The 19,533-nt window shown below is 63.5% G+C and carries 22 protein-coding genes; 4 read left to right on the top strand and 18 right to left on the bottom strand.

All coding sequences use genetic code 11. The features are described 5' to 3' along the window. The first annotated feature begins 6 nt into the window (after nt 1–6). The gene (locus tag JQ863_RS15995) at nt 7–696 is read left to right on the top strand and encodes a DUF1045 domain-containing protein (RefSeq protein WP_204115333.1); all 690 of its coding nucleotides are present in this window, start codon (nt 7–9) and stop codon (nt 694–696) included. Here the strand turns inward: JQ863_RS15995 and phnN are convergent. The 7 genes from phnN to phnG form a co-directional block, all read right to left on the bottom strand. Further along, on the bottom strand, nt 678–1,220 hold the full coding sequence (gene phnN, locus JQ863_RS15990) for a phosphonate metabolism protein/1,5-bisphosphokinase (PRPP-forming) PhnN (RefSeq protein ID WP_204115332.1): 543 nt from the start codon (nt 1,218–1,220) through the stop codon (nt 678–680). The genes JQ863_RS15995 and phnN overlap by 19 nt on opposite strands. Next, a complete protein-coding gene (phnL, locus tag JQ863_RS15985) occupies nt 1,217–1,900 on the bottom strand; it encodes a phosphonate C-P lyase system protein PhnL (protein WP_204115331.1) in 684 nt (227 codons plus the stop codon). The genes phnN and phnL overlap by 4 nt, the downstream gene beginning before the upstream one ends. A 50-nt stretch (nt 1,901–1,950) precedes the next feature. Next, the gene (gene phnK, locus JQ863_RS15980) at nt 1,951–2,721 is read right to left on the bottom strand and encodes a phosphonate C-P lyase system protein PhnK (RefSeq protein ID WP_204115330.1); all 771 of its coding nucleotides are present in this window, start codon (nt 2,719–2,721) and stop codon (nt 1,951–1,953) included. Continuing rightward, a complete protein-coding gene (locus JQ863_RS15975; RefSeq protein WP_204115329.1) occupies nt 2,718–3,563 on the bottom strand; it encodes an alpha-D-ribose 1-methylphosphonate 5-phosphate C-P-lyase PhnJ in 846 nt (281 codons plus the stop codon). The genes phnK and JQ863_RS15975 overlap by 4 nt, the downstream gene beginning before the upstream one ends. 81 nt (nt 3,564–3,644) lie before the next feature. Further along, complete coding sequence (locus tag JQ863_RS15970) at nt 3,645–4,757, bottom strand: carbon-phosphorus lyase complex subunit (RefSeq protein ID WP_204115328.1); 1,113 nt, start codon at nt 4,755–4,757, stop codon at nt 3,645–3,647. Continuing rightward, entirely contained in the window at nt 4,757–5,338 is a 582-nt protein-coding gene (phnH, locus tag JQ863_RS15965) for a phosphonate C-P lyase system protein PhnH (protein ID WP_239113499.1), read from the bottom strand. The genes JQ863_RS15970 and phnH overlap by 1 nt, the downstream gene beginning before the upstream one ends. Continuing rightward, nucleotides 5,338–5,805 carry a phosphonate C-P lyase system protein PhnG gene (phnG, locus tag JQ863_RS15960; protein ID WP_204115327.1) on the bottom strand — a complete coding sequence of 156 codons (468 nt, stop codon included), beginning with the start codon at nt 5,803–5,805 and terminating at the stop codon, nt 5,338–5,340. The genes phnH and phnG overlap by 1 nt, the downstream gene beginning before the upstream one ends. A gap of 78 nt (nt 5,806–5,883) precedes the next feature. On the opposite strand from phnG, the gene phnF reads away from it, so the two are divergent. Continuing rightward, nucleotides 5,884–6,603 (top strand): phosphonate metabolism transcriptional regulator PhnF, encoded by a 720-nt coding sequence (gene phnF, locus JQ863_RS15955; protein WP_204115326.1) that lies wholly within the window; start codon nt 5,884–5,886, stop codon nt 6,601–6,603. Here the strand turns inward: phnF and JQ863_RS15950 are convergent. The 11 genes from JQ863_RS15950 to JQ863_RS15900 all read right to left on the bottom strand — a co-directional run bounded on the left by JQ863_RS15950 (nt 6,575) and on the right by JQ863_RS15900 (nt 17,723). Next, a complete protein-coding gene (locus JQ863_RS15950; RefSeq protein WP_204115325.1) occupies nt 6,575–7,234 on the bottom strand; it encodes an LbetaH domain-containing protein in 660 nt (219 codons plus the stop codon). The two genes, phnF and JQ863_RS15950, sit on opposite strands and share 29 nt — an antisense overlap. Nucleotides 7,235–7,250: 16 nt before the next feature. Further along, nucleotides 7,251–8,567: a phosphonate ABC transporter, permease protein PhnE gene (phnE, locus tag JQ863_RS15945; protein ID WP_204115324.1), complete on the bottom strand. Its 1,317-nt coding sequence runs from the start codon at nt 8,565–8,567 to the stop codon at nt 7,251–7,253. Next, entirely contained in the window at nt 8,567–9,448 is an 882-nt protein-coding gene (phnE, locus tag JQ863_RS15940; RefSeq protein WP_204115323.1) for a phosphonate ABC transporter, permease protein PhnE, read from the bottom strand. The genes phnE (JQ863_RS15945) and phnE (JQ863_RS15940) overlap by 1 nt, the downstream gene beginning before the upstream one ends. 67 nt (nt 9,449–9,515) lie before the next feature. Further along, nucleotides 9,516–10,421, bottom strand: a complete 906-nt coding sequence (gene phnD / locus JQ863_RS15935) for a phosphonate ABC transporter substrate-binding protein (RefSeq protein ID WP_204115521.1) — start codon at nt 10,419–10,421, stop codon at nt 9,516–9,518. Nucleotides 10,422–10,503: 82 nt separating this feature from the next. Then, nucleotides 10,504–11,316 carry a phosphonate ABC transporter ATP-binding protein gene (gene phnC / locus JQ863_RS15930; protein ID WP_420826281.1) on the bottom strand — a complete coding sequence of 271 codons (813 nt, stop codon included), beginning with the start codon at nt 11,314–11,316 and terminating at the stop codon, nt 10,504–10,506. A 228-nt stretch (nt 11,317–11,544) separates the two neighbouring features. Next, nucleotides 11,545–12,543: an ABC transporter ATP-binding protein gene (locus JQ863_RS15925; protein ID WP_204115322.1), complete on the bottom strand. Its 999-nt coding sequence runs from the start codon at nt 12,541–12,543 to the stop codon at nt 11,545–11,547. Continuing rightward, nucleotides 12,540–13,574, bottom strand: a complete 1,035-nt coding sequence (locus JQ863_RS15920; RefSeq protein ID WP_204115321.1) for a Gfo/Idh/MocA family protein — start codon at nt 13,572–13,574, stop codon at nt 12,540–12,542. The genes JQ863_RS15925 and JQ863_RS15920 overlap by 4 nt, the downstream gene beginning before the upstream one ends. A gap of 151 nt (nt 13,575–13,725) precedes the next feature. Further along, nucleotides 13,726–14,565 carry a carbohydrate ABC transporter permease gene (locus tag JQ863_RS15915; protein WP_204115320.1) on the bottom strand — a complete coding sequence of 280 codons (840 nt, stop codon included), beginning with the start codon at nt 14,563–14,565 and terminating at the stop codon, nt 13,726–13,728. 15 nt (nt 14,566–14,580) lie between these two features. Next, nucleotides 14,581–15,495, bottom strand: coding sequence for a carbohydrate ABC transporter permease (locus tag JQ863_RS15910; protein WP_204115319.1), 915 nt, complete (start codon nt 15,493–15,495; stop codon nt 14,581–14,583). A 63-nt stretch (nt 15,496–15,558) separates the two neighbouring features. Continuing rightward, nucleotides 15,559–16,809 carry an ABC transporter substrate-binding protein gene (locus tag JQ863_RS15905; protein WP_204115318.1) on the bottom strand — a complete coding sequence of 417 codons (1,251 nt, stop codon included), beginning with the start codon at nt 16,807–16,809 and terminating at the stop codon, nt 15,559–15,561. After that, nucleotides 16,806–17,723 (bottom strand): N-acetylmuramic acid 6-phosphate etherase, encoded by a 918-nt coding sequence (locus JQ863_RS15900; protein WP_204115317.1) that lies wholly within the window; start codon nt 17,721–17,723, stop codon nt 16,806–16,808. The genes JQ863_RS15905 and JQ863_RS15900 overlap by 4 nt, the downstream gene beginning before the upstream one ends. A gap of 181 nt (nt 17,724–17,904) precedes the next feature. Between JQ863_RS15900 and JQ863_RS15895 the strand changes: the two genes are divergently transcribed. Together JQ863_RS15895 and JQ863_RS15890 are read left to right on the top strand one after the other, a co-directional pair. Continuing rightward, nucleotides 17,905–18,780 (top strand): glucosamine kinase nucleotide-binding domain-containing protein, encoded by an 876-nt coding sequence (locus JQ863_RS15895; protein ID WP_204115316.1) that lies wholly within the window; start codon nt 17,905–17,907, stop codon nt 18,778–18,780. Continuing rightward, complete coding sequence (locus tag JQ863_RS15890; protein ID WP_204115315.1) at nt 18,767–19,516, top strand: GntR family transcriptional regulator; 750 nt, start codon at nt 18,767–18,769, stop codon at nt 19,514–19,516. Before JQ863_RS15895 ends, JQ863_RS15890 begins: the two co-directional genes overlap by 14 nt. Nucleotides 19,517–19,533: the final 17 nt, after the last annotated feature.

Genomic DNA, 19,533 nt, shown 5'->3' with positions numbered 1-19,533 from the left:
GTGCGTATGGAAAACTTTGTCAGATATGCCGTCTATGCCGCCCCCGCGCCGGGACCGTTGTCGCAATTTGCCGCCGCGTGGCTGGGCTGGGACGCGGTTGGTGCCACGGACCTTGCCCACCCCGACATTCCCGGCCTGCCCGCCCCGGTTACCGAGCTGACCGCCCGCCCACGCAAATACGGGTTCCACGGCACGCTCAAGCCTCCGTTCCGGCTGGCCACGGGTCAGAGTGCGGATGCTTTGCAGCAGGCCGTCGCGACACTTGCCGCATCCCTGTCCCCCGTGGTGCTGGACGGGCTGGAACTGCGGCGCCTCGGGGGGTTCCTTGCGCTGGTGCCCGAAGGCGACACAAGCGCGCTGTCGACACTGGCGGCGCGCTGTGTTGCCGAGCTTGACCCGTTCCGCGCCCCCGCCAGCAACGGCGAGCTGGACCGGCGACGCGGCAAGGGGCTGACTCCGCCGCAAGAGGCGAACCTGATCCGTTGGGGCTATCCTTATGTGATGGATGAGTTCCGCTTTCACCTGACCCTGACCGGGTCCCTGCCGCGCGGTCAGGCTGACTCCGTGAAAACCGCCCTCACCCCGATACTTGCCCCGCTGATCCCCCGGCCCTTCGTGGTCGATGCGCTGTGCCTTTTTGCCGAACGCGCGGATGGCCGGTTCGTCGAATTGCATCGCTACACGCTTTCCGGCTGAAGCCGGACCAGGATTGCGGAGACCGCATCCTCAAGCCTGCCGGAATTGTCGATCTCATGCACCGGGACGCCATCGGGAAACGGTGCGGTGCGGCGGCTGAGGCGGTTGGCGATCTGGTCGGCGCTTTCCCGCCCCCGGCCCGCCAGCCGTTCTGCCAGCACTTCTGGCCGGGCGATGATGTGCAGAACCTGCAACGTCGGAAAGGTCGCCACCGCCTGCGCCAGCGCCGCGCGGCTGCCGTTGAACAGCACGGTGCCGCCGGCCTGCGCCGGCGCGAACTGATCCAGTCCGATACCGTAATGCAGCCCATGCGCCTGCCAGCAGAGCGCAAAGCTCCCGCGCGCCAGCCGGTCTTCGAACTCTGGCTTGGTGACGCCCTCGAAAGCTTCGCCACCGGCGGTTTCGGGCCGGGTGATGGTGCGCCGCGCCAGCGTTACCGACGGCAGCCGCGCCGCCACCGCCGCCATCACCGTGTCCTTGCCCACCCCGGAGGGGCCGACCACGGCCAGAATGCGCCCCCTCATGCCGCCAGACCGGGGGTGAAGGCGGTGACATCGACCTCGCGGTCGGCAACCCGATCGCGGGCGCCGATATCGTGAAAGATGCCGATGATCGCCGCGCCGCGCGCCTTGGCCTCTTCGATCAGGGTCAGCACGGTGTCACGGTTCTGCGCATCCAGACTGGCCGTCGGCTCGTCCAGAAGCAGCGCTGGATAGGCAAAGGCAAAGCCGCGCGCGATGTTCACGCGCTGCTGCTCACCACCCGAAAACGTGGTGGGAGACAGCCCCCACAGGTGCTCCGGGATGCGCAGCCGCGTCAGCAATTCGGCCGCCCGCGCCATCGCCCTTTCGCGCGGCTCGCCCACCGCCAGCAACGGCTCGGCGACAACGTTCAGGGTCGGCACGCGCGGCACCACGCGCAGGAACTGGCTGACATGGCCCAGCGTGGTCCGGCGCAGTTCGAGGATCTCGCGCGGGGCGGCAGTTGCGACATCCACCCCGGCAATGCGGATCGCGCCGCCCCCGGCCAGGTAATTGCCATAGATCATCCGCATCAGCGTGGACTTGCCCGCTCCGGACTGTCCGGTCAGAGCGACGCATTCCCCCGGTTCCACCCGCAATGACGCCCCGGCCATCACCGGTATCTCGGTGCCGCCCTGATTGTGCAGGATGAAGGATTTGCACAGGTTTTCGATCTCGATCATTTCGTTAAGCCACTGTTAATAAATACAATTTGTTTCGCATGCGAAACATTTCAGACATGCAGCACGGATGACACCAGAAGCTGGGTATAGGCGTGCTGGGGGTCGTCCAGAACCTGATCGGTCAGACCGGTTTCAACCACCTCGCCCGATTTCATCACCATCAGCCGATGCGCCAGAAGCCGCACCACCGCAAGGTCATGGGTGACCAGGATCACCGACAGCCCCATCTCGCGCACCAGTTCCCGCAGCATGTCCAGAAGCCGCGCCTGCACGCTGACATCGAGCCCGCCGGTCGGCTCATCCATGAAGACCAGCCGTGGGGCGGTCACCAGGTTGCGCGCGATCTGAAGCCGCTGCTGCATGCCCCCCGAAAAGGTCGAGGGTCGGTCGTCGATGCGGCCTGCGGCGATCTCGACCCGGCCCAGCCAGTCCTGCGCTGTGTCGCGGATATCGCCATAGTTGCGCGCCCCCACCGCCATCAGCCGCTCGCCGACATTGCCGCCGGCGCTGACATTCATCCGCAACCCGTCGCGCGGGTTCTGGTGGACAAAGGCCCAGTCGGTGCGACCCAGCATCCGGCGCTCGGGTTCCGGCATGGTCACGGTGTCGCGCGGACCGTCGGCGCGGGTGTCATAGACCACCTGCCCCCGATCCTGCGCGATGTGACCGGCAATGCAGTTCAACAAGGTCGATTTGCCCGAGCCGCTTTCGCCGACAATCCCCATGACCTCGCCGGGGAACAGATCAAACGACACCGCGTTACAGCCCAACTGGGCGCCATAGGATTTCGACAGGTTTCGGACAGACAGAAGCGGGGTCATGCGGCGACCTCATCCTTGGCCGCGTCGCGGCGGGTTTCGCAGAAATCGGTGTCGGAACAGACAAACATCCGCCCGCCCCGGTCGTCGGTGATCACCTCGTCCAGATAGCTGCCCTCGGCCCCGCAAAGCGCGCAGGGATGATCGGCGCGCGACGGGTCAAACGGATGATCGTCGAAATCGAGGCTCACCACTCTTGTATGGGGCGGCAGCGCATAGATCCGCTGCTCGCGCCCGGCGCCGAACAGCTGGATCGCGGCGCTTTCCAGTTTCGGGTTGTCGAATTTCGGGATTGGCGAAGGGTCCATGACATAGCGGTCCTCGACCATCACCGGATAGGCGTATGAGGTCGCGATGTGGCCGTGCCGCGCGATGTCCTCATAAAGCTTCACATGCATCAGCCCGTATTCCTCAAGGCTGTGCATTTTGCGCGTCTCGGTCTCGCGCGGTTCGAGAAAGCGCAGCGGTTCCGGGATCGGCACCTGGTAGACCAGGATCTGGTCCTCGCGCAGCGGTTCCTCGGGGATGCGGTGGCGGGTCTGGATCAGGTCGGCGGCGGCGGTGCTTGTGGTGGTGGCGACCCCGGCGGTTTTCTCAAAGAACTTGCGGATCGAGACGGCGTTGGTGGTGTCGTCGGCGCCCTGGTCGATCACCTTCACCGTGTCGTCGGGTGTCAGGCAGGCGGCGGTGACCTGAACCCCACCGGTACCCCAGCCATAGGGCATGGGCATTTCGCGGCTGGCAAAGGGCACCTGGTAACCCGGCACAGCCAGCCCCTTGAGGATCGCACGGCGGATCATGCGCTTGGTCTGTTCGTCGAGATAGGCGAAATTATAGTCAGACATGGGGCGTCCTTTGGCGTGGAAAAGTGGGGATCCCGCGTTGGCGAACGGGCGGGCACCGAAGCGGATTCGCAGGTGTTACATTCATTCCGCCGCCTCCGGCTGCCGGACCATCTGTGCCGCCTGCGCCTCGGCGCGCAGCTTGCGGATCAGCTCAAGCTCGGACTGGAAGTCGACGTAGTGCGGCAGCTTGATATGTTCGAGGAACCCGGTTGCCTGAATGTTGTCGGCATGGGCCAGCACGAACTCTTCGTCCTGCGCGGGGGCGCCGGAATTGTCCTCGTCCAGTTCCTGCCAGCGCAGCGCGCGGTCCACCAGCGCCATCGAAATCGCCTTGCGCTCGGTATGGCCAAGGACCAGCCCATAGCCGCGGGTGAACTGCGGCGGTTCGGATTTCGAGCCGACAAACTGGTTCACGGTTTCGCATTCGGTCAGGGTGACTTCGCCCACGGTGATGGCGAATCCCAGTTCCGGGATCTCCATCTCGACATCGACACGGCCGACGCGCAGCTCTCCGACGAACGGGTGATTGCGGCCATATCCGCGCTGGGTCGAATAGGCCATGCCCAGCAGGAACCCCTCGTCGCCACGGGCCAGCGCCTGAAGGCGCAGGGCGCGGTTTGCCGGGTAAGCGAGCGGTTCGCGGGTCATGTCGGGGGGCGTGGTGTCATCCCTAAGCTCGGGCTGGATCAGCCCGTCACGATCAAGGAAATCCGTGATCCGGGGCATTTCGGCAGCGGCGGCATCCCCGCTTTGTGCCTCAACCTGTGAGGCATTGGCCGCCTGATCCTCGGCGGCCAGCGCAAAGTCGATCAGCCGGTGGGTATAGTCGAAGGTCGGCCCAAGCACCTGTCCGCCGGGGGCGTCTTTGAAGGTGGCCGAAATCCGGCGGTCGCAGCGCATCTTGCCTGTGTCCACCGGTTCGGAATGCCCGAACCTTGCCTGCGTGGTGCGATAGGCGCGAATGAGGAAAATCGCCTCGATCAGATCACCGCGCGCCTGCTTGATCGCAAGCGCAGCGAGATCCGGGTCGTACAGCGCGCCCTCGGCCATCACGCGATTGACCGCCAGCGCCAGTTGCTCACGGATCTGCGCCACGGACAGGTCCGCGACATCGCGATCACCACGCCGTTCTTCGGCCAGCCACGCATGGGCCGTGTCGATGGCCTTTTCGCCACCCTTGACCGCAACATACATCAGCGCGCCCTCACCTTGATCGAGCGCGGCAGGGCCTGAACCCGGTCGCCGCGCGTGAAAAAGAAATCCAGCCCCAGCGGGAACAGCGCGGCATTGCGCGCCAATATGTCGATGTCGGGAAGGTCGGCGACGGCCTCGTTCAGGATGCCCGGGCCGGTCAGGATGGCGGCGTCCCAACCAGAGGCGGCGTCATCGACAATCAGGGTCGCGGCGCGGTCTGGATATTCCGGCGTGCCCGCAGCAAAGCGGGTGATCGGGGTCAGCGCATCCCATGCGCCAAGGGCAAAGACCGCCCGTTCCGGGCCAACCAGCGGCGCGCCAATGTGAAAGGCAATCCAGTCGCGCAGCGCCCCGGTGTCATGTCCGGGCGCCAGGAACAGGGGCGTTTCCGGGTCAAGAAGTGTCATCAGCAGGGTTGCGGCAGCAGGCGACGTCGGGGCGGGCGCTGTGGCACCGGACAGGACATGCGCCGTGCCGGGACGGGCCATGGCTGTCATCGCGGCGCGAAAGGCATGGGCTGATTGGGTTGGAATATTGTCGAAGCCGCCCTCGACGGGATCCGTGGTCTGCAACATCTGCATCAATCCTCTCCTCGAACCATGGTGAAGAAATCGACCTTGGTGGCGGCAGCTTTTACCGCGCGCGCCCGGTCGCGGGTGGCGGCATCGCTGGCCAGCGGTGTCAGCACGGCAGCGCGCGTTTCATCCGCGCGGTCGGTCTGCATCAGCGCATCCACCAGCGCGGCGCGGGTGGCGTGATCGGTGGAACGCCCCTGAACATAGCCATAGCCAACCTCACCCGTTTCCAGCCGCAGCGCACAGCGGGTCACGGTGATTTCGCCAAGATTGAACGCCGCACCCGTCCCCCCGGCCCGGCCACGCATCATAACCGCCCCGGCCTCGGGCTGGCGCAGGAAGTGGTGGGTGGGGATGGCGGGCAGCGTGTCAAACCGGTCTTTCAGCGCGGCGGGCGCGGATTTTGCCAGCAGACTCATCCAGTCGCGGCGAGCGGCCTGGTCCGGCGTCAGCGGTTGGGTGGGATCGGGCATCTATACACCTTGTCGATTTGTCTAGATCACTATACAACTAGACTAATCAATATCCCCGCCACGTGACGGATTCGTGACATGAGCAACAGAAAAACCGCCGCCTGGGTCGAAATCCGCGACGCGCTGACAGCGGATATCAGCGCGGGCCGATATGCCGAGGGCGACAAGCTGCCAACCGAGGCAACGCTGGCAGCGCGGTTCGCGGTCAACCGCCACACGGTCCGGCGTGCGCTGGCAGAGATGGCGGACCGGGGGCTGGTTCATGCCCGCCGGGGGTCTGGCGTCTATGTCACCCATGCGCCGACCGATTATCCCATCGGCAAGCGGGTGCGCTTTCACCAGAATATCGCGCGGACCGGGCGGCTGGCGTCGCGCGAAATCCTGCTTCTGGAGACCCGCGCGGCGGATGCAGCTGAAGCCGGGGCGCTGGGGCTGGACGCAGACGACAAGGTGCATGTCTGCGAGGGAATCTCGATGGCGGACAAGGCGGTGGTGGCCTATTTCCGCCACGCGTTTCCCGCCGCGCGCCTTCCTGACCTGCCGGGTTTCCTGCGCGCCGAAAGCTCGATCACGCGGGCATTGGCAGGCTGCGGGGTAGCGGATTACACGCGCGCCTCGACCCGGATCGACGCGTGCCCGGCAACGGCTGCTTTGGCGCGGCACATGCGATTGCAGGACGGCGCGCCACTGTTGCGCACGACCTCGGTCAGTGTCGATGGGCATGGGACGGCGGTGGAATACGGGCGGACCTGGTTTGCCGCAGACCGGGTTACGCTGGTGCTGGACCAGGGGGAATAGGGCCACCTGCCCGGCCCTCGTATTTCTCAAGGAAGGCTTCGGCCGAGAGGCTGCGGAAATCGTCGAGCGACGCCCTGAGCGCGTCATGGTCCCAGTCCCACCACGCCAGCGCCATCAGGCGGGCGGCGATGGCAGCAGGCTGACGGGCGCGCAGGGGTTTGGCCGGAACTCCGGCAACGATCATGTAGGGTGCGACATCGTGGGTGACGATGGCTCCGGCGGCAACAACCGCGCCGTGACCCAGGGTGACTTCGGGTTTGACCTGCGCATTGTGGCCGATCCAGGTGTCATGGCCAATCACCGCGCGCCGCGACCGGCGGTGGGCAAACCAGTCCTCGTCGGGTTCGGCATCTGGCCAGTAGTCGGCGCTGCGATACATGAAATGATGCAGGCTGGCCCGGTCCAGCGGATGGTCGGTGGCGCCGATCCGCACCCCGCTGGCGATATTGGCGAACTTGCCGATGCTGGCATTGGCAATGTCACAGTGTCGGTCGCAATAGGAGTAATCGCCAAAGCTGACATGCTGGACCCGGCTGCCATCATTGATCCAGACATAGGCCCCGAACTCTGCGTCCACGATCTGGCAATCCGCGCCGATCACGGGTCTGCCGGCGAAAAGGGGATTGTGCATGGCAATGACCTCTTTCTCAGTGTCCGCTGCCGTCACCCTTGATCAGGCGCCGTCGCAGGATACCGGAAAGCCAGTCCATGGCCATCACCATCAAGACGATGAGGATGATGTAATAGGTCACTTCTTCCCAGTCCTTCTGGGTTATCATCGCCTGCGTCAGCAACAGGCCGATCCCGCCCCCGGTGATCGCACCGATGATGGTGGCGCTGCGGGTGTTGGATTCGAAGTAATAGAGGATCTGGCTGAGAAGGACCGGAGTGATCTGGGGAATGACCCCGAACCGGTAGCGCTGGATCGGTTTCGCCCCGGTCGAGCGTATGCCTTCGATCTGCTTCTCGTCGACGTTTTCCAGCGCTTCCGAGAACATCTTGCCGAAACTGCCGGTATCGGTGACAAGGATCGCCAGCGCACCGGTCAGCGGGCCGGGGCCAAAGGCGCGGGCCAGAACAACCGTCCAGATCAGCGCATCAACGCCGCGGAAGAAATCAAAGAACCTCCGGGTGACCTGCCGGACCAGCATGAGCGGAGAAAAGTTCTTGGCCGCAAGGAAGGCAAGCGGCAGCGCGACAATGGCCGCGCCGAAAGTCCCGAGAAAGGCCATCAGCACGGTTTCGAACAGCGCCCATGCCACGTCGCCGTGTCGCCACATCTTGTTCGACCAGAAATCGGTCCAGATGTCGGCGGCCTCGCCCCCCAGCGCGCGGGCCATGACCTCGGCATAGCTGAGGCCGTGATAGGGGCTGTCGAGGGTGAAGAAGAACAGTTCCCAGCCGGTGAAATAACGGAAGACCTCGGTTCGGTTGCGGGTCACGGTCAGGCGGCCAGCGTCGGTGGTGACGGTCATGCGGTTCTTGGACAGGTTGATCCAGTCTGGCACATCGCCTGCGGGCAGGGTCGCGTTGACGCCACTGGCGCGGGTCGGCTGCGCAGTGATCGCGCCATAGCCCGGCACGTCATAGCGGACCGCATTGTCGGCGCTGAAAGTGACGATGTGGCCGTTCTCAAGGTCGATCACCGTCTCGTCCCCGAGAGCCACCCACGCGGGGCTTGTGCCGGGGGCATATTCGCCTTTGCGTTCGCCCTCGATCGCGATCTCGACCTCGCCCGAACGGTTGTCGCGGGTCACGTGGGTCTTGTAGCTGTAGCTGTCCGAGACCAGTTTCTGAGCGTTCTCAAGGCTGGCACGCCCCATGAGACCGGGCATGTCGAAGGCAAAGAAAATATAGGTGAGATAGGCCAGCACCAGAAGCGGCAGGCCAATGGCGGCCAGGCGTTTCCTGCGAAACAGCGTTTCGGCGGCGGCCTTGTGCTGATAGAGGTCTGCGGTTGCCATCACTTTGCCCCCCGTTTGGCGCCATGGGTCAGGTGGTTGCGCAGGGCCGAGGACGCCTGATCGACCAGGATGATCGTCAGGAAGAGGATCAGGAAGATCGCCGCGGCCTCGTCATAGCGGCCCTTGCCCCAGGACATGGCGTTCTTGAGTTCGTAACCGATACCGCCCGCCCCGACGAAGCCAAGGATGGCCGAGGCGCGGATGTTGATCTCGAATCGGAGCAGCGCATAGGAGACATAGTTCGGCGCGACCTGCGGGATCACCCCGAGCCACATGCGCTGTGACCAGTTGGCCCCTACCGATTCAAGGCCTTCCACCGGCTTGAGCGAGGCGTTTTCGTTCACCTCGGAAAACAGCTTGCCCAGTGCGCCGACGGTGTGGAAGGCGATCGCGATCATGGCCGGGACGGGCCCGCCGCCAAGGACGAAGATCAGGATCAGCGCGATGACAATCTCGGGCACCGCGCGCATGATATCCATCATCCGGCGGAACACCGGGATCAGGCGCGGCCACTTGGCCATGCCGCGGGTCGCCAGAAGCGACAGAACCACAGCGCCGATCGCCCCGGTCAGCGTGGCTGCACCAGCGATGTTCAGGGTCTCGATCATCGCGGGCAGGAAAGTCACGAAATGCGCCGGAAGCTGGTCCGCTTTCTGCGCCGCCTCTGCGATGACCTCGGCCGGGAAATCGAAGATCCGGTGCAACCCGTCCCAGAACCCACCGGCATTGCGGTCATCGGCGATAATGAAACCCGATGTCATCAGGGCAATGAAAATCGCCAGAAGGATCGCGCCATAGGTGCGCTTACGACGGATCAGCGCGAGATAGTCATCGCGGATCGTGTCTATGGGTTGGGGGGCATGCAGGGCGTGGTCGGCCATGAGGAAGTGTTCCGGCAAAAGAAGGCCGGGCCCGGCAGGACCGGACCCGGCGAAAGGGTGTGTCAGATCAGCTGGACTTGCGCTTGCGGGCTTCGACGATGATCTCATACGCCTCGTGACCGATCGGCATCAGGCCCTTGGCCTCGCCCGAGAGAACGCCATAGGCGCAGTCGGGGTCCATCGCCGGCAGCGACGCCATCAGGCCGGTCATCTTGACCTTGGCCATCTCGGGCAGCGCCTTGCGCAGGACGATCGGGCCTTCCGGGATCGGCTTGGACTGCCAGATCTGGACCAGGTCATTCATGTCGACGAGACCGGCATCAACCGCTTTGCGCAGGGCGCCCGAGTTATAGCCATCTTCCCATTCGCCCAGGCCGTCGGCCCAGGTCACGCCGCCGTCGATATCGCCGTTGGCCACGGCAACGATGGTCTGTTCGTGACCGCCGGTGAACTTGACCTCGCCGAAATAGTCACCCGACTCCATGGTCGCGCCGGTCACTTCAGGGATTTCGATCGACGGGATCAGGTAGCCCGAGGTCGAGTTCGGATCGCCGAAGCCAAAGACCTTGCCCTTGAGGTCCTCGATCGAGGTGATGCCGCTGTCCTTGCGGGCGAAACCGATGGAGTGATAGCCATAGCCGCCATCGACGTTGACCTTGACCAGCACCGGTTCGACCGCTTCGGGGTCCGACAGATAGGTCTTGGCATAGCCTGACGCACCCAGCCATGCCATGTCGATGGTGCCGCCCAGAAGACCCTGGATCACACCGTCGTAATCGGCCGGGGCAAACAGCTTGGTTTCGACGCCCAGCAGGTCTTCGGTCTTCTGGCGCAGGCATTCATAGCTGTTCAGCCGGTCCTGTGCGTTTTCGCCACCGAGGATCCCGATACGGAATTCCTTGACGGCGTCTTCGGCCAGCGCGGGCGAAACCAGCGCGGTGGTGACCATTGCGGCAGCAATCAGTTTCTTCATCATCACATCTCCAGTTGTTGTCGCCCCGTGTTTCATTCGGTTGGGGGCGGATGAATTCAGGCTGTTACTTCAATTAGTTACTTCAGGCGGTCTCGAGGTTTTGGGCGCGATCCAGCGCCGCGATCTCGGTCGAGGTGGTGGCTTCGGAAAAGCTGTCATCGGCGCCATAGATGTCGCGGGCGGCGGCGGTGGTCAGCTGATCAGGCGTGCCGTCGAAGACGATCCTGCCGTCTCGCATCCCGATCACCCGGTCGCAATAACGCCGCGCAGTATCCAGCGTGTGCAGGTTGCAGATCACCATGCGGCGATCCTCGACGTGGATGCGTCGCAGGGTGGACATGACGATCTCGGCGTTCATCGGGTCCAGCGAGGCAATCGGCTCGTCCGCAAGGATCACCTTGGGGTCCTGCATCAGCGCTCGGGCGATGGCGACACGCTGCTGCTGCCCGCCCGAGAGCGCCTCGGCACGCTTGGCGGCGTGTTCAGCAATGCCCAGCCGGTCAAGAATGTCGATCGCACGGCGAATGTCGGATTGCGGGTAAAGGTTGAAGGCAGTGGCCATGGTCGAGCGGCGGTTCAGCGTGCCATGCAGCACGTTCGACACCACGTCCATGCGCGGCACCAGATTGAACTGCTGAAAGATCATCGCGCATTCGGATTGCCAGGCGCGCTTGGCCGAACCGCTGAGTGTCAGCACATCGCGGCCGTCGACCTCGACCGCGCCGGTGGTGGCGTCGGTCAGCCGGTTGATGATCCGCAGCAAGGTCGATTTCCCGGCGCCGGAACGCCCGATCACGCCAATCATCATCGGCGCTGAAACCTCGAAGCTGGCGTTGTCGACAGCGGTGTTCGCGCCGAAGCGCTTGGTCAGATTTCTGACGAGCAGCAAGGTCATCCCCATCTCTTGTTCGTCGGGGACGCTAGGCGCGGATAATCACGGGTTTGTGTCGGGTTTCCAAAACTTCTGTGACAGCCGGGGAGCGGATCGAGGGGCCTGTCGCAGTTCCGCAACGCGCGATGCCAAGCCCGAACCGCGGTCCCGCCACTGCAACGAAAAAGGCGCCGCACGGTGATGCGCGGCGCCCCTTTTCGGCGAGGGTCCGAAACGGGTGTGAGTGGTGGATCAGCCGCGCAGACGCGCGCCTGCCTCGTCGAAGTAATAAGCCTTTTCCGGGGCAAACCCGAGGGTGACCCCCTGCCCTGCCTCGACCGCGTGCTGACCAAACAGCCGTGCGGTGATCTGGTGATCGCCGGCATGGGCTATAACATTGGTATCACCGCCCAGATGTTCGACATGGCTGACCTGCGCCGCCAGCCCGTCACCATCCGAAAGGCGCAGGTCCTCGGGCCGGATGCCAAGGGTGCGGCTATCGCCCTCGGTCACCAGTCCGGCCGGCAGGAAGTTCATCGACGGAGAGCCAAGGAAACCGGCCACGAACTTGTTGGCGGGGTTGTTGTAAAGCTCCATCGGCGCGCCGATCTGTTCGACCCGGCCATCGCGCAGGACGACGATCTTGTCGGCCAGCGTCATCGCCTCGGTCTGGTCATGGGTGACATAGATCATCGAGGCCGACAGCTGCCGGTGCAGGTTGGCGATCTCGATCCTTGTGTTCATCCGCAATGCGGCGTCGAGGTTCGACAAGGGTTCGTCAAACAGGAACAGCTTGGGTTCGCGCACGATGGCCCGGCCGATGGCAACGCGCTGTCGCTGGCCGCCGGACAGTTCCGAGGGGAAGCGATGCAGGTAGTCCTGAAGGTTCAGCATCGTGCTGGCCTTGGCGATGCGCTCGGCGATCACCTCTTTCGACTGGCCTTCCTGTTTCAGCGCCAGCGACATGTTCTTTTCCACGTTCAGATGCGGGTAAAGCGCATAGGACTGGAACACCATGGCGATGCCGCGTTTCGAGGGCGGGGTCAGGTTGACAAGCTCGTCGCCGATGCGGATCTCGCCCGAACTGGCATCTTCCAACCCCGCGATCACGCGCAGAAGGGTGGACTTGCCACAGCCCGAGGGACCGACGAAGACAACGAACTCGCCCTCTTCGACCGAGATGTTGATGTCTTTCAGGACGTGAACGTCGCCAAAGGATTTGTTCACGTTTGTCAGGGTCAGCGCGGTCATTGGCGGGCCTCCTTCAATGTCACGGATTGTCCGGTGCGGATGCTTTCATCCGCGGCAAGGCAGATCGCCAGCGATTGCACGGCGTCCTGATTGTGTCGGGTGAGGTCGGTGTCCTCGGCGATGGCGCGCAGCACGAAGGCTTGTTCGACGTCGCACAGTTCCTGGTGGCCGGGTTCACCGGCCATGTCGATCAGCGTGTCCCCTTCCGGGCGATGCACCAGGATGCCGCCGACGCGGGTGTGGCCGTCGACATCCGCCGACGCGCCCTTCTCCGTGTCCTTGATCGAGACCGAACCATTCGGGGATACGATGTCTTTCACGAAAAACGCGGTTTCCGACATCATCGGACCCCAGCCGGCCTCGTACCAGCCGACGGAACCGTCATCAAAGGTGACCTGGAACTGGCCGTAATTGTACATGTCCGGCGCGATCTCGTCCGAGAGGCGCAGCCCCATGCCATTCACCCGCACAGGCAGCGCGTCGGTGATCTGGCACATGACATCGACGTAATGCACGCCGCAATCGACGATCGGAGAGGTGGTCTGCATCAGCGCCTTGTGGGTTTCCCATTCGGCGCCCGAGGACTGCTGGTTCAGGTTCAGACGGAACACGTAAGGCCCGCCAAGGCCACGCGCCTCTTCGATCAGGCGCATCCAGCTGGGGTGATGGCGCAGGATATAGCCGACGACCAGCTTGCGGTTGGTTTCAACCGCCTTGTCCACGACGGCCTGCGCGTCGGCAACGGTGGTGGCCAGCGGTTTCTCGACGAACACATGCGCGCCGGCATCCATCGCGGCGATGGCATAGGTGGCATGGCTGTCGGAATAGGTGGCGACCACGACAAGGTCGGGCTTGGTATCCGCCAGCGCGGAGTGGAAATCGCTGAAGGCGGGGTATTGCGCGAGGTCGGGGTGATCGACTTTGCCCGAGCGGTTGACCAGCCCGACAATCGTTGAGTCGCGGTGATGATGGTGGGCCAGAGCATGGCTGAGGCCCATGTTGCCAAGTCCGGCGATCAGGACGCGGGTCATTTGCATGTCTCCTTGGCGATTAGGGCCGCAGAGACCCGCGGGGTGGCGCGAACGCGCCGCCCGTTTTGCCGAAGGCAAACCTTTGGTTTGACGTGGGCGGGTCGGCGCGGCCCGGCGTTGCCGCCGGGCGGGGTTAGGAACTCAAACGGCATCACTTCACCGCCCCCGAGGTAATCCCCCGGATCAGTTGCCGTGAGAAGATCACGTAGAGGATCAGGACCGGCAGGATCGCCATCGACAGGGCCGACAGGACCGCGTTCCAGTCGGTCACGAACTGGCCGATGAACACCTGGCTGCCCAGCGTCAGCGTTTTCACCTCTTCCGCCGGAGCAAGGATCAGCGGGAACCACAGGTCGTTCCAGATCGGGATCATGTTGAACACCGCCACCGTCGCCATCGCGGGCCGCACCAAGGGCAGCACAAGGCGGAAGAAGATGGTGTATTCCGACAGACCATCTATGCGGCCCGCGTTCTTGAGGTCTTCGGACACCTGCCGCATGAATTCGGACAGGATGAACACCGCCAGCGGAAGACCCTGCGCGGTATAGACAAGGATCAGCGCCCAGAGCGAGTTCACCAGCCCTGTGGCCACCATCATCTCAAGGATCGCGACCGTGCCGATGCGGATCGGGATCATGATCCCCAGCGCCAGGTAAAGCCCCATCAGCGTGTTGCCCTTGAAGCGGTATTCGCTGAGCGCAAAGGCGGCCATGGCCCCGAACAAGAGGACAAGGAAGATCGACACCACCGTCACGATCAGCGAGTTCTGCATGTAGAGAAAGAAATCCCCCTGCTTGAACACGGTCTGATATCCGACAAGCGAGAAACTGTCGCTGCTGGGCAGGGCCAGCGGTTCGCGGAAGATCGCCTTGCGGGTCTTGAGCGAGTTGATGAGGATCACGAAGACCGGGAACAGGGCAATGATCGTGTAAAGGATCAGCGCGCCATGCATCAGGGTCATGTTCAGCGGGTTGTTACGTGCCTTGTTCATGTCCATTCCCCCCGATTACAGCTGATACCGGCGCATGCGCGTCTGGATGCCCCAGAGGTATATGCAGACGCCCACAAGGATGATCGCGAACATCGCCCCGGCAATCGCCGACCCCATGTGCGGGTCCCCCAGCTGCAGCTGGAAGCCGAAGAAGGTGCGATACATGAAGGTGCCAAGAATATCCGTGCTGAAATCCGGCCCCGCCAGCGCGCCCTGCGCGGCATAGATCAGGTCGAAAGCGTTGAAGTTGCCGACAAAGGTCAGGATCGAAATGATGCCGATCGAGGGCAGGATCAGCGGCAGCTTGATCTTCCAGAAGGCCGAAGCGCCGGTGATGCCGTCAATCTCGCCCGCTTCGAGGATTTCCTCGGGGATCGACAGAAGCGCGGCATAAATCAGCATCATCGGGATACCGACAAACTGCCAGACCGAGATCAGCGCCAGCGTGGTCAGCGCGTATTCCTCTTTGCCCAGCCACGGCGCGAACAGCGACTTCAGACCAACCGCGTCCAGCATCGAGGGCGCGATGCCCCAGATCGGCGACAGGATCAGTTTCCATGCGAAACCGACAATCACGAAGGACAGGATCGTGGGGATGAAGATGGCCGATCGGTAAAGCGCCGCAAAACGCAGGCGCGGGTGGCTGAGGATCGCGGCCAGCGCGATGCCAATGGGGTTCTGCACCAGCATATGAATGATGAAGAACCAGAAATTGTTACCCAGAGCGTTCCAGAACTGCTCGGACCAGATCGGGTCCATGAACAGCGTCTTGAAATTCTGAAGCCCGACAAAGATCCGTTCCTGATCGACCTTGCTGTAAAGCGCCAGTCGCAGCGTGTTGAACAAGGGGAAGATCATGATCGCCGAGTAAACAAGGACGGCGGGGGCCAGGAAAACGGCGATATGCCACCTGATACGCGGTTTCTGCATGGGAACCTCCTGTCGGGGAGATCCGGGCGGCGCACCGCCCGGACCGGGTTTCAAGCGTTCAGCTTACTGATGCGGAGCATACCAGCTTGCAAGGCCGTCTTGCAGCTTTTGGCCCAGCTCTTCCGGCGATGCGGTGCCTTTGATGGCGGCAACCGACGCGCCCCAGGTCTCGTTTTCGAGGTTCGGGGTGCCGCGCGACAGGATCTGGTAGGTCGAGCGGATGGTCGATTCACACTCGCCGCGCCAGCTGACGAATTCGGCTGCAAGCGGGTCGGTCATTTCGACCGGCGTGTTCGACAATGGGAAGAAGCCCGGCAGCGCGTTGCCGAAGATCGAGGCGAACTCCGGGCTGGCGACCCATGCCAGGAAGGTTTGCGCGGCTTCCGCGTTCTCGGTCTTGGCGTTCATGCCGATGCCGATATCGGTGTGGTCCGAGATATAGCAGGTGTCACCGGCATTCTGGACTGGCGGCTTGAAGGCGCCCATCTCGAAGTCGGCCTGTGCGTTGAAGCCCGAGATTTCCCACGAACCGGCCGGGTAGATCGCGGCGCGGCCCAGCGTGAACAGGTTCTGGCTGTCGGGATAGGTCTGTGCTTCGTAACCGTCACCGAGGTATGCGCCCCACTTGGCCAGCGTCGCATAAGGTGCAACCCAGGCTTCGTCGGTCAGCTTCTGCTCGCCCGCGATCAGGGCAAGGCGGCCTTCCTCGCCTTTCCAGTAGTTCGGGCCGATGTTGTTATAGCCCATGGTCGCGGCTTCCCACTGGTCGTTGGTGCCCATCGCCATCGGGATATAGGTGCCGTCTGCCTTGATCGCTTCAAGCGCGGCAAAGAACTCGGCTTCGGTGGTCGGAACGTCGATGCCCAGTTCGGCAAAGGCGTCCTTGTTGTAGATGAAGCCGTGGATCACCGAGGCCATCGGCACGCAGAACGAGGCCGAGCCGTCATCGGTCTGCCACGCGGATTTCGCCACGTCCGAGAAGTTCGACATCGCGTCGAGGCCCGAGAGGTCGGCCAGGTGACCGGCTTCGTAAAGCGCCAGCGATGCGTCGAACGGACGGCAGGTGATCAGGTCGCCGGCCGAGCCCGCTTCCAGTTTCGAGTTCAGGACCGCGTTGTATTCGGCGGGGGCCGACGGGGTGAACTTGACCTTGATGCCGGGGTTTGCGGCTTCGAACGCGGGAATGATCTTGTCCTGCCACAGGGTCAGGTCGTCATTCCGCCAGCTTTCGATCGTCAGCGTGACATCGGCCATGGCCGCGCCCGCCAGCGTGCTGGACGCCAGAAGCGCCGCGAGGGTGAGTTTGGTTTTCATTGTCTTTCCTCCCTTTGGGTTGAGACTGTTGAGAGACGCTGGATCGCGTCCCGAAGGTTGCCTTGAGTGACATTCAGAAGCCCGTCGGCCTCGGTCAGGGACGCTGCGCCCATCGCCAGAAGCACGGCAGGTTTGACGCGGCCATCGGACGTGGCCAGCGCGGTTTCGGCCGCCGAGTCATCGACGCCCGCAATGGTGGAAACGATCATCCGCGCGCGCTGGCGCAGCTTGATGTTGTCGGCGGTCAGGTTGACCATCATGCCGTCGTGGATATGCCCGAGATGCACCGCCATCAGGGTCGAGAGCATGTTCAGCGCAATCTTCTGTGCGGTGCCCGCCCCCATCCGGGTCGAGCCTGCCACCAGTTCCGGCGGAGTTTCAACCAGAACCGGGAAAGTCGCCATGGACAGAAGCGGGCTGTCGGGGGTGTTGGCAATGCCGATCACCGTCGCCCCGCCCGCCAGCGCCAGCTTCGCCGCCGCCACGGTGTAGGGGGTCGAGCCGCTGGCCGAAACCGCGATCAGGCAGTCCTGCGCGCCGATCCCCGCAAGGCCCTGCTCCAGTCCGGCAATCTCGTCCTCGGTGTCGCCGGGCATCTCGACGCCCGTCGGCAGGCCGCCCGCCATGTGAATGCGCAGATGCGCCGGGGAAATCGAGAAGGTGCCGCCCAGTTCCTGCGCATCCGCTGCCGCCATCAGGCCCGACGATCCGGCGGCGGCGTAATGCAGAACCCCACCCAGACGGATCGTGTCGGCCATGGCCACCGATGCAGCGGCAATAGCCGGTGCCGCAGTCACGGCCGAACCCGCCGCCGCGACCTGCCCCCGGGCCAGAAGGCGCGCCACCTCGTCGGGTGCGCGCCGGTCCAGCCCTTTGGCGTCTTGGTGCAGTTGCTCGGTTGCGCGTGTGGTCAAGTGATTCACCTCCCCAGGTTTTGATTAGCATACCTTTCTAATACCTTTTGTCCAATCTTTTTTGAAATGGTCTGATTTACGCTGTGTTTTCAAGGTATTTCGGCCAGAATTGCCCGCGAAACGTCCTGCTGACACTAATTTGGTCTTTATTTTCCACGCTTGGTATCATAATGGTATCTACATGACAAAACCCCTGCATAACGCTGTTCTGGCCATTGATGGCGGCGGTACGCGCTGTCGGATCGCCGTTTCCGACGGGCAAAACGCAACGATTGAAGAGATGGGCGCGGCCAATGTCACGACCAGTTTTGACGGGGCCGTGGCCGAGATTCGCGAAGGGCTGAACCGCCTCGCGGCCCGGCTGCAGACACAATTCGAGTCGCTGGCCGCCCTACCCTGTTTCGCGGGCATGGCGGGAATCACCGGGCCTGAGATCGCGGGCCGTTTGGAAAATGCGCTGCCGTTTTCGCGCATCCGCGTGATGGATGATCGCCCCGCTGCCCTGCGCGGCGCGGTGGGGGATAGCGATGGCGTGGTGGTGCATTGCGGCACCGGGTCTTTTGTCGCCGCCAAGCTGGGCGGCGCGATGCGGTTCTGTGGCGGCTGGGGGTCGATCCTGGGGGACGAAGCCTCGGCCCAGTGGATCGGGCGGCGGGCGCTGTCGGTAACACTGGACACGGTGGACGGGCTACGCCCCGAAACCGCCATGACATCGCATTTCCTGGCGACGCTGGACGGGTCGGCGGGGATCGTGCGCTTTGCGGCGACGGCGACCCCGACCGCCTTTGGCAAGCTGGCACCAACCGTAACGGAACATGCCGTGAAGGGAGACGCGCTTGCGGTCGCGGTCATGCAGGCGGGTGCGGACTACGCGGTCGAGACCGCAGCTCGGATGGGCTGGACGCAAGGTGTGCCGCTTTACCTGACCGGAGGGATCGGGCCGCATTTTGCCCCCTATCTGCCCGCAGACATGCAGTCGCAAATCCGCCAGCCGCTGGGTGTGCCGCTGGATGGGGCGATTGCGCTTGCACGGGAGGTCGCAAATGACAATCACTGAGTTTCTTGCACCAGATCAATGGCTTGATCAGCACGGTGGCCCCCGCTACGTGCAGTTGCGCAGCCGGCTGGAGGCAGCCATCGATGCAGGTATTCTGCCGCCGAACTCATCCCTGCCGCCAGAACGCGAAATCGCCGACATAACCGAGTTGTCACGCGTCACCGTGCGCAAGGCAATCCAGGAACTTGTCGGCAAGGGGCTGGTCGAGCAGCGCCAGGGATCAGGGTCATTCGTGCGCGAGGCCGTCCGGCGGGTCGAACAATCGCTGTCGCACCTGACATCGTTCACACAGGACATGGCCAATCGCGGCATGGAGACCACGTCGAAATGGCTGGAACGTGGTATATTCGAACCCTCGGCGGACGAGATCGCGACACTGGGCCTGAAAGAGGGCGATCAGGTGGCGCGGATTTATCGCCTGCGCGAAGCGGGCGGGTTGCCTATGGCGCTGGAGCGCGCCGCGCTACCGCTTGATATCCTGCCCAATCCGATCGAGGTCACGACCTCGCTTTACGAAGTGCTTGAGACATTGGGCAACCGCCCGGTCCGCGCCGCGCAAAAGATCTCGGCGGTCAACCTCGAAGCGCCGGAAGCCGCGCTTCTGGGGGTGCCTGAAGGATCGGCGGGGCTGAACATCGAGCGCACATCCTATCTCAGAGACGGACGGGTCGCGGAACTGACACGCTCGCTCTATCGCGGGGACGCTTATGACTTTGTCGCCGAACTGCGGATCTGAACACGAAAGGTCAGAAA

The organism is Shimia biformata, assembly GCF_016888515.1.
Taxonomy (GTDB): Bacteria; Pseudomonadota; Alphaproteobacteria; order Rhodobacterales; family Rhodobacteraceae; genus Shimia_A; species Shimia_A biformata.
The sequence above is the reverse complement of the archived record's forward strand: the minus strand, read 5'-3'. Positions and strand labels throughout refer to the sequence as shown.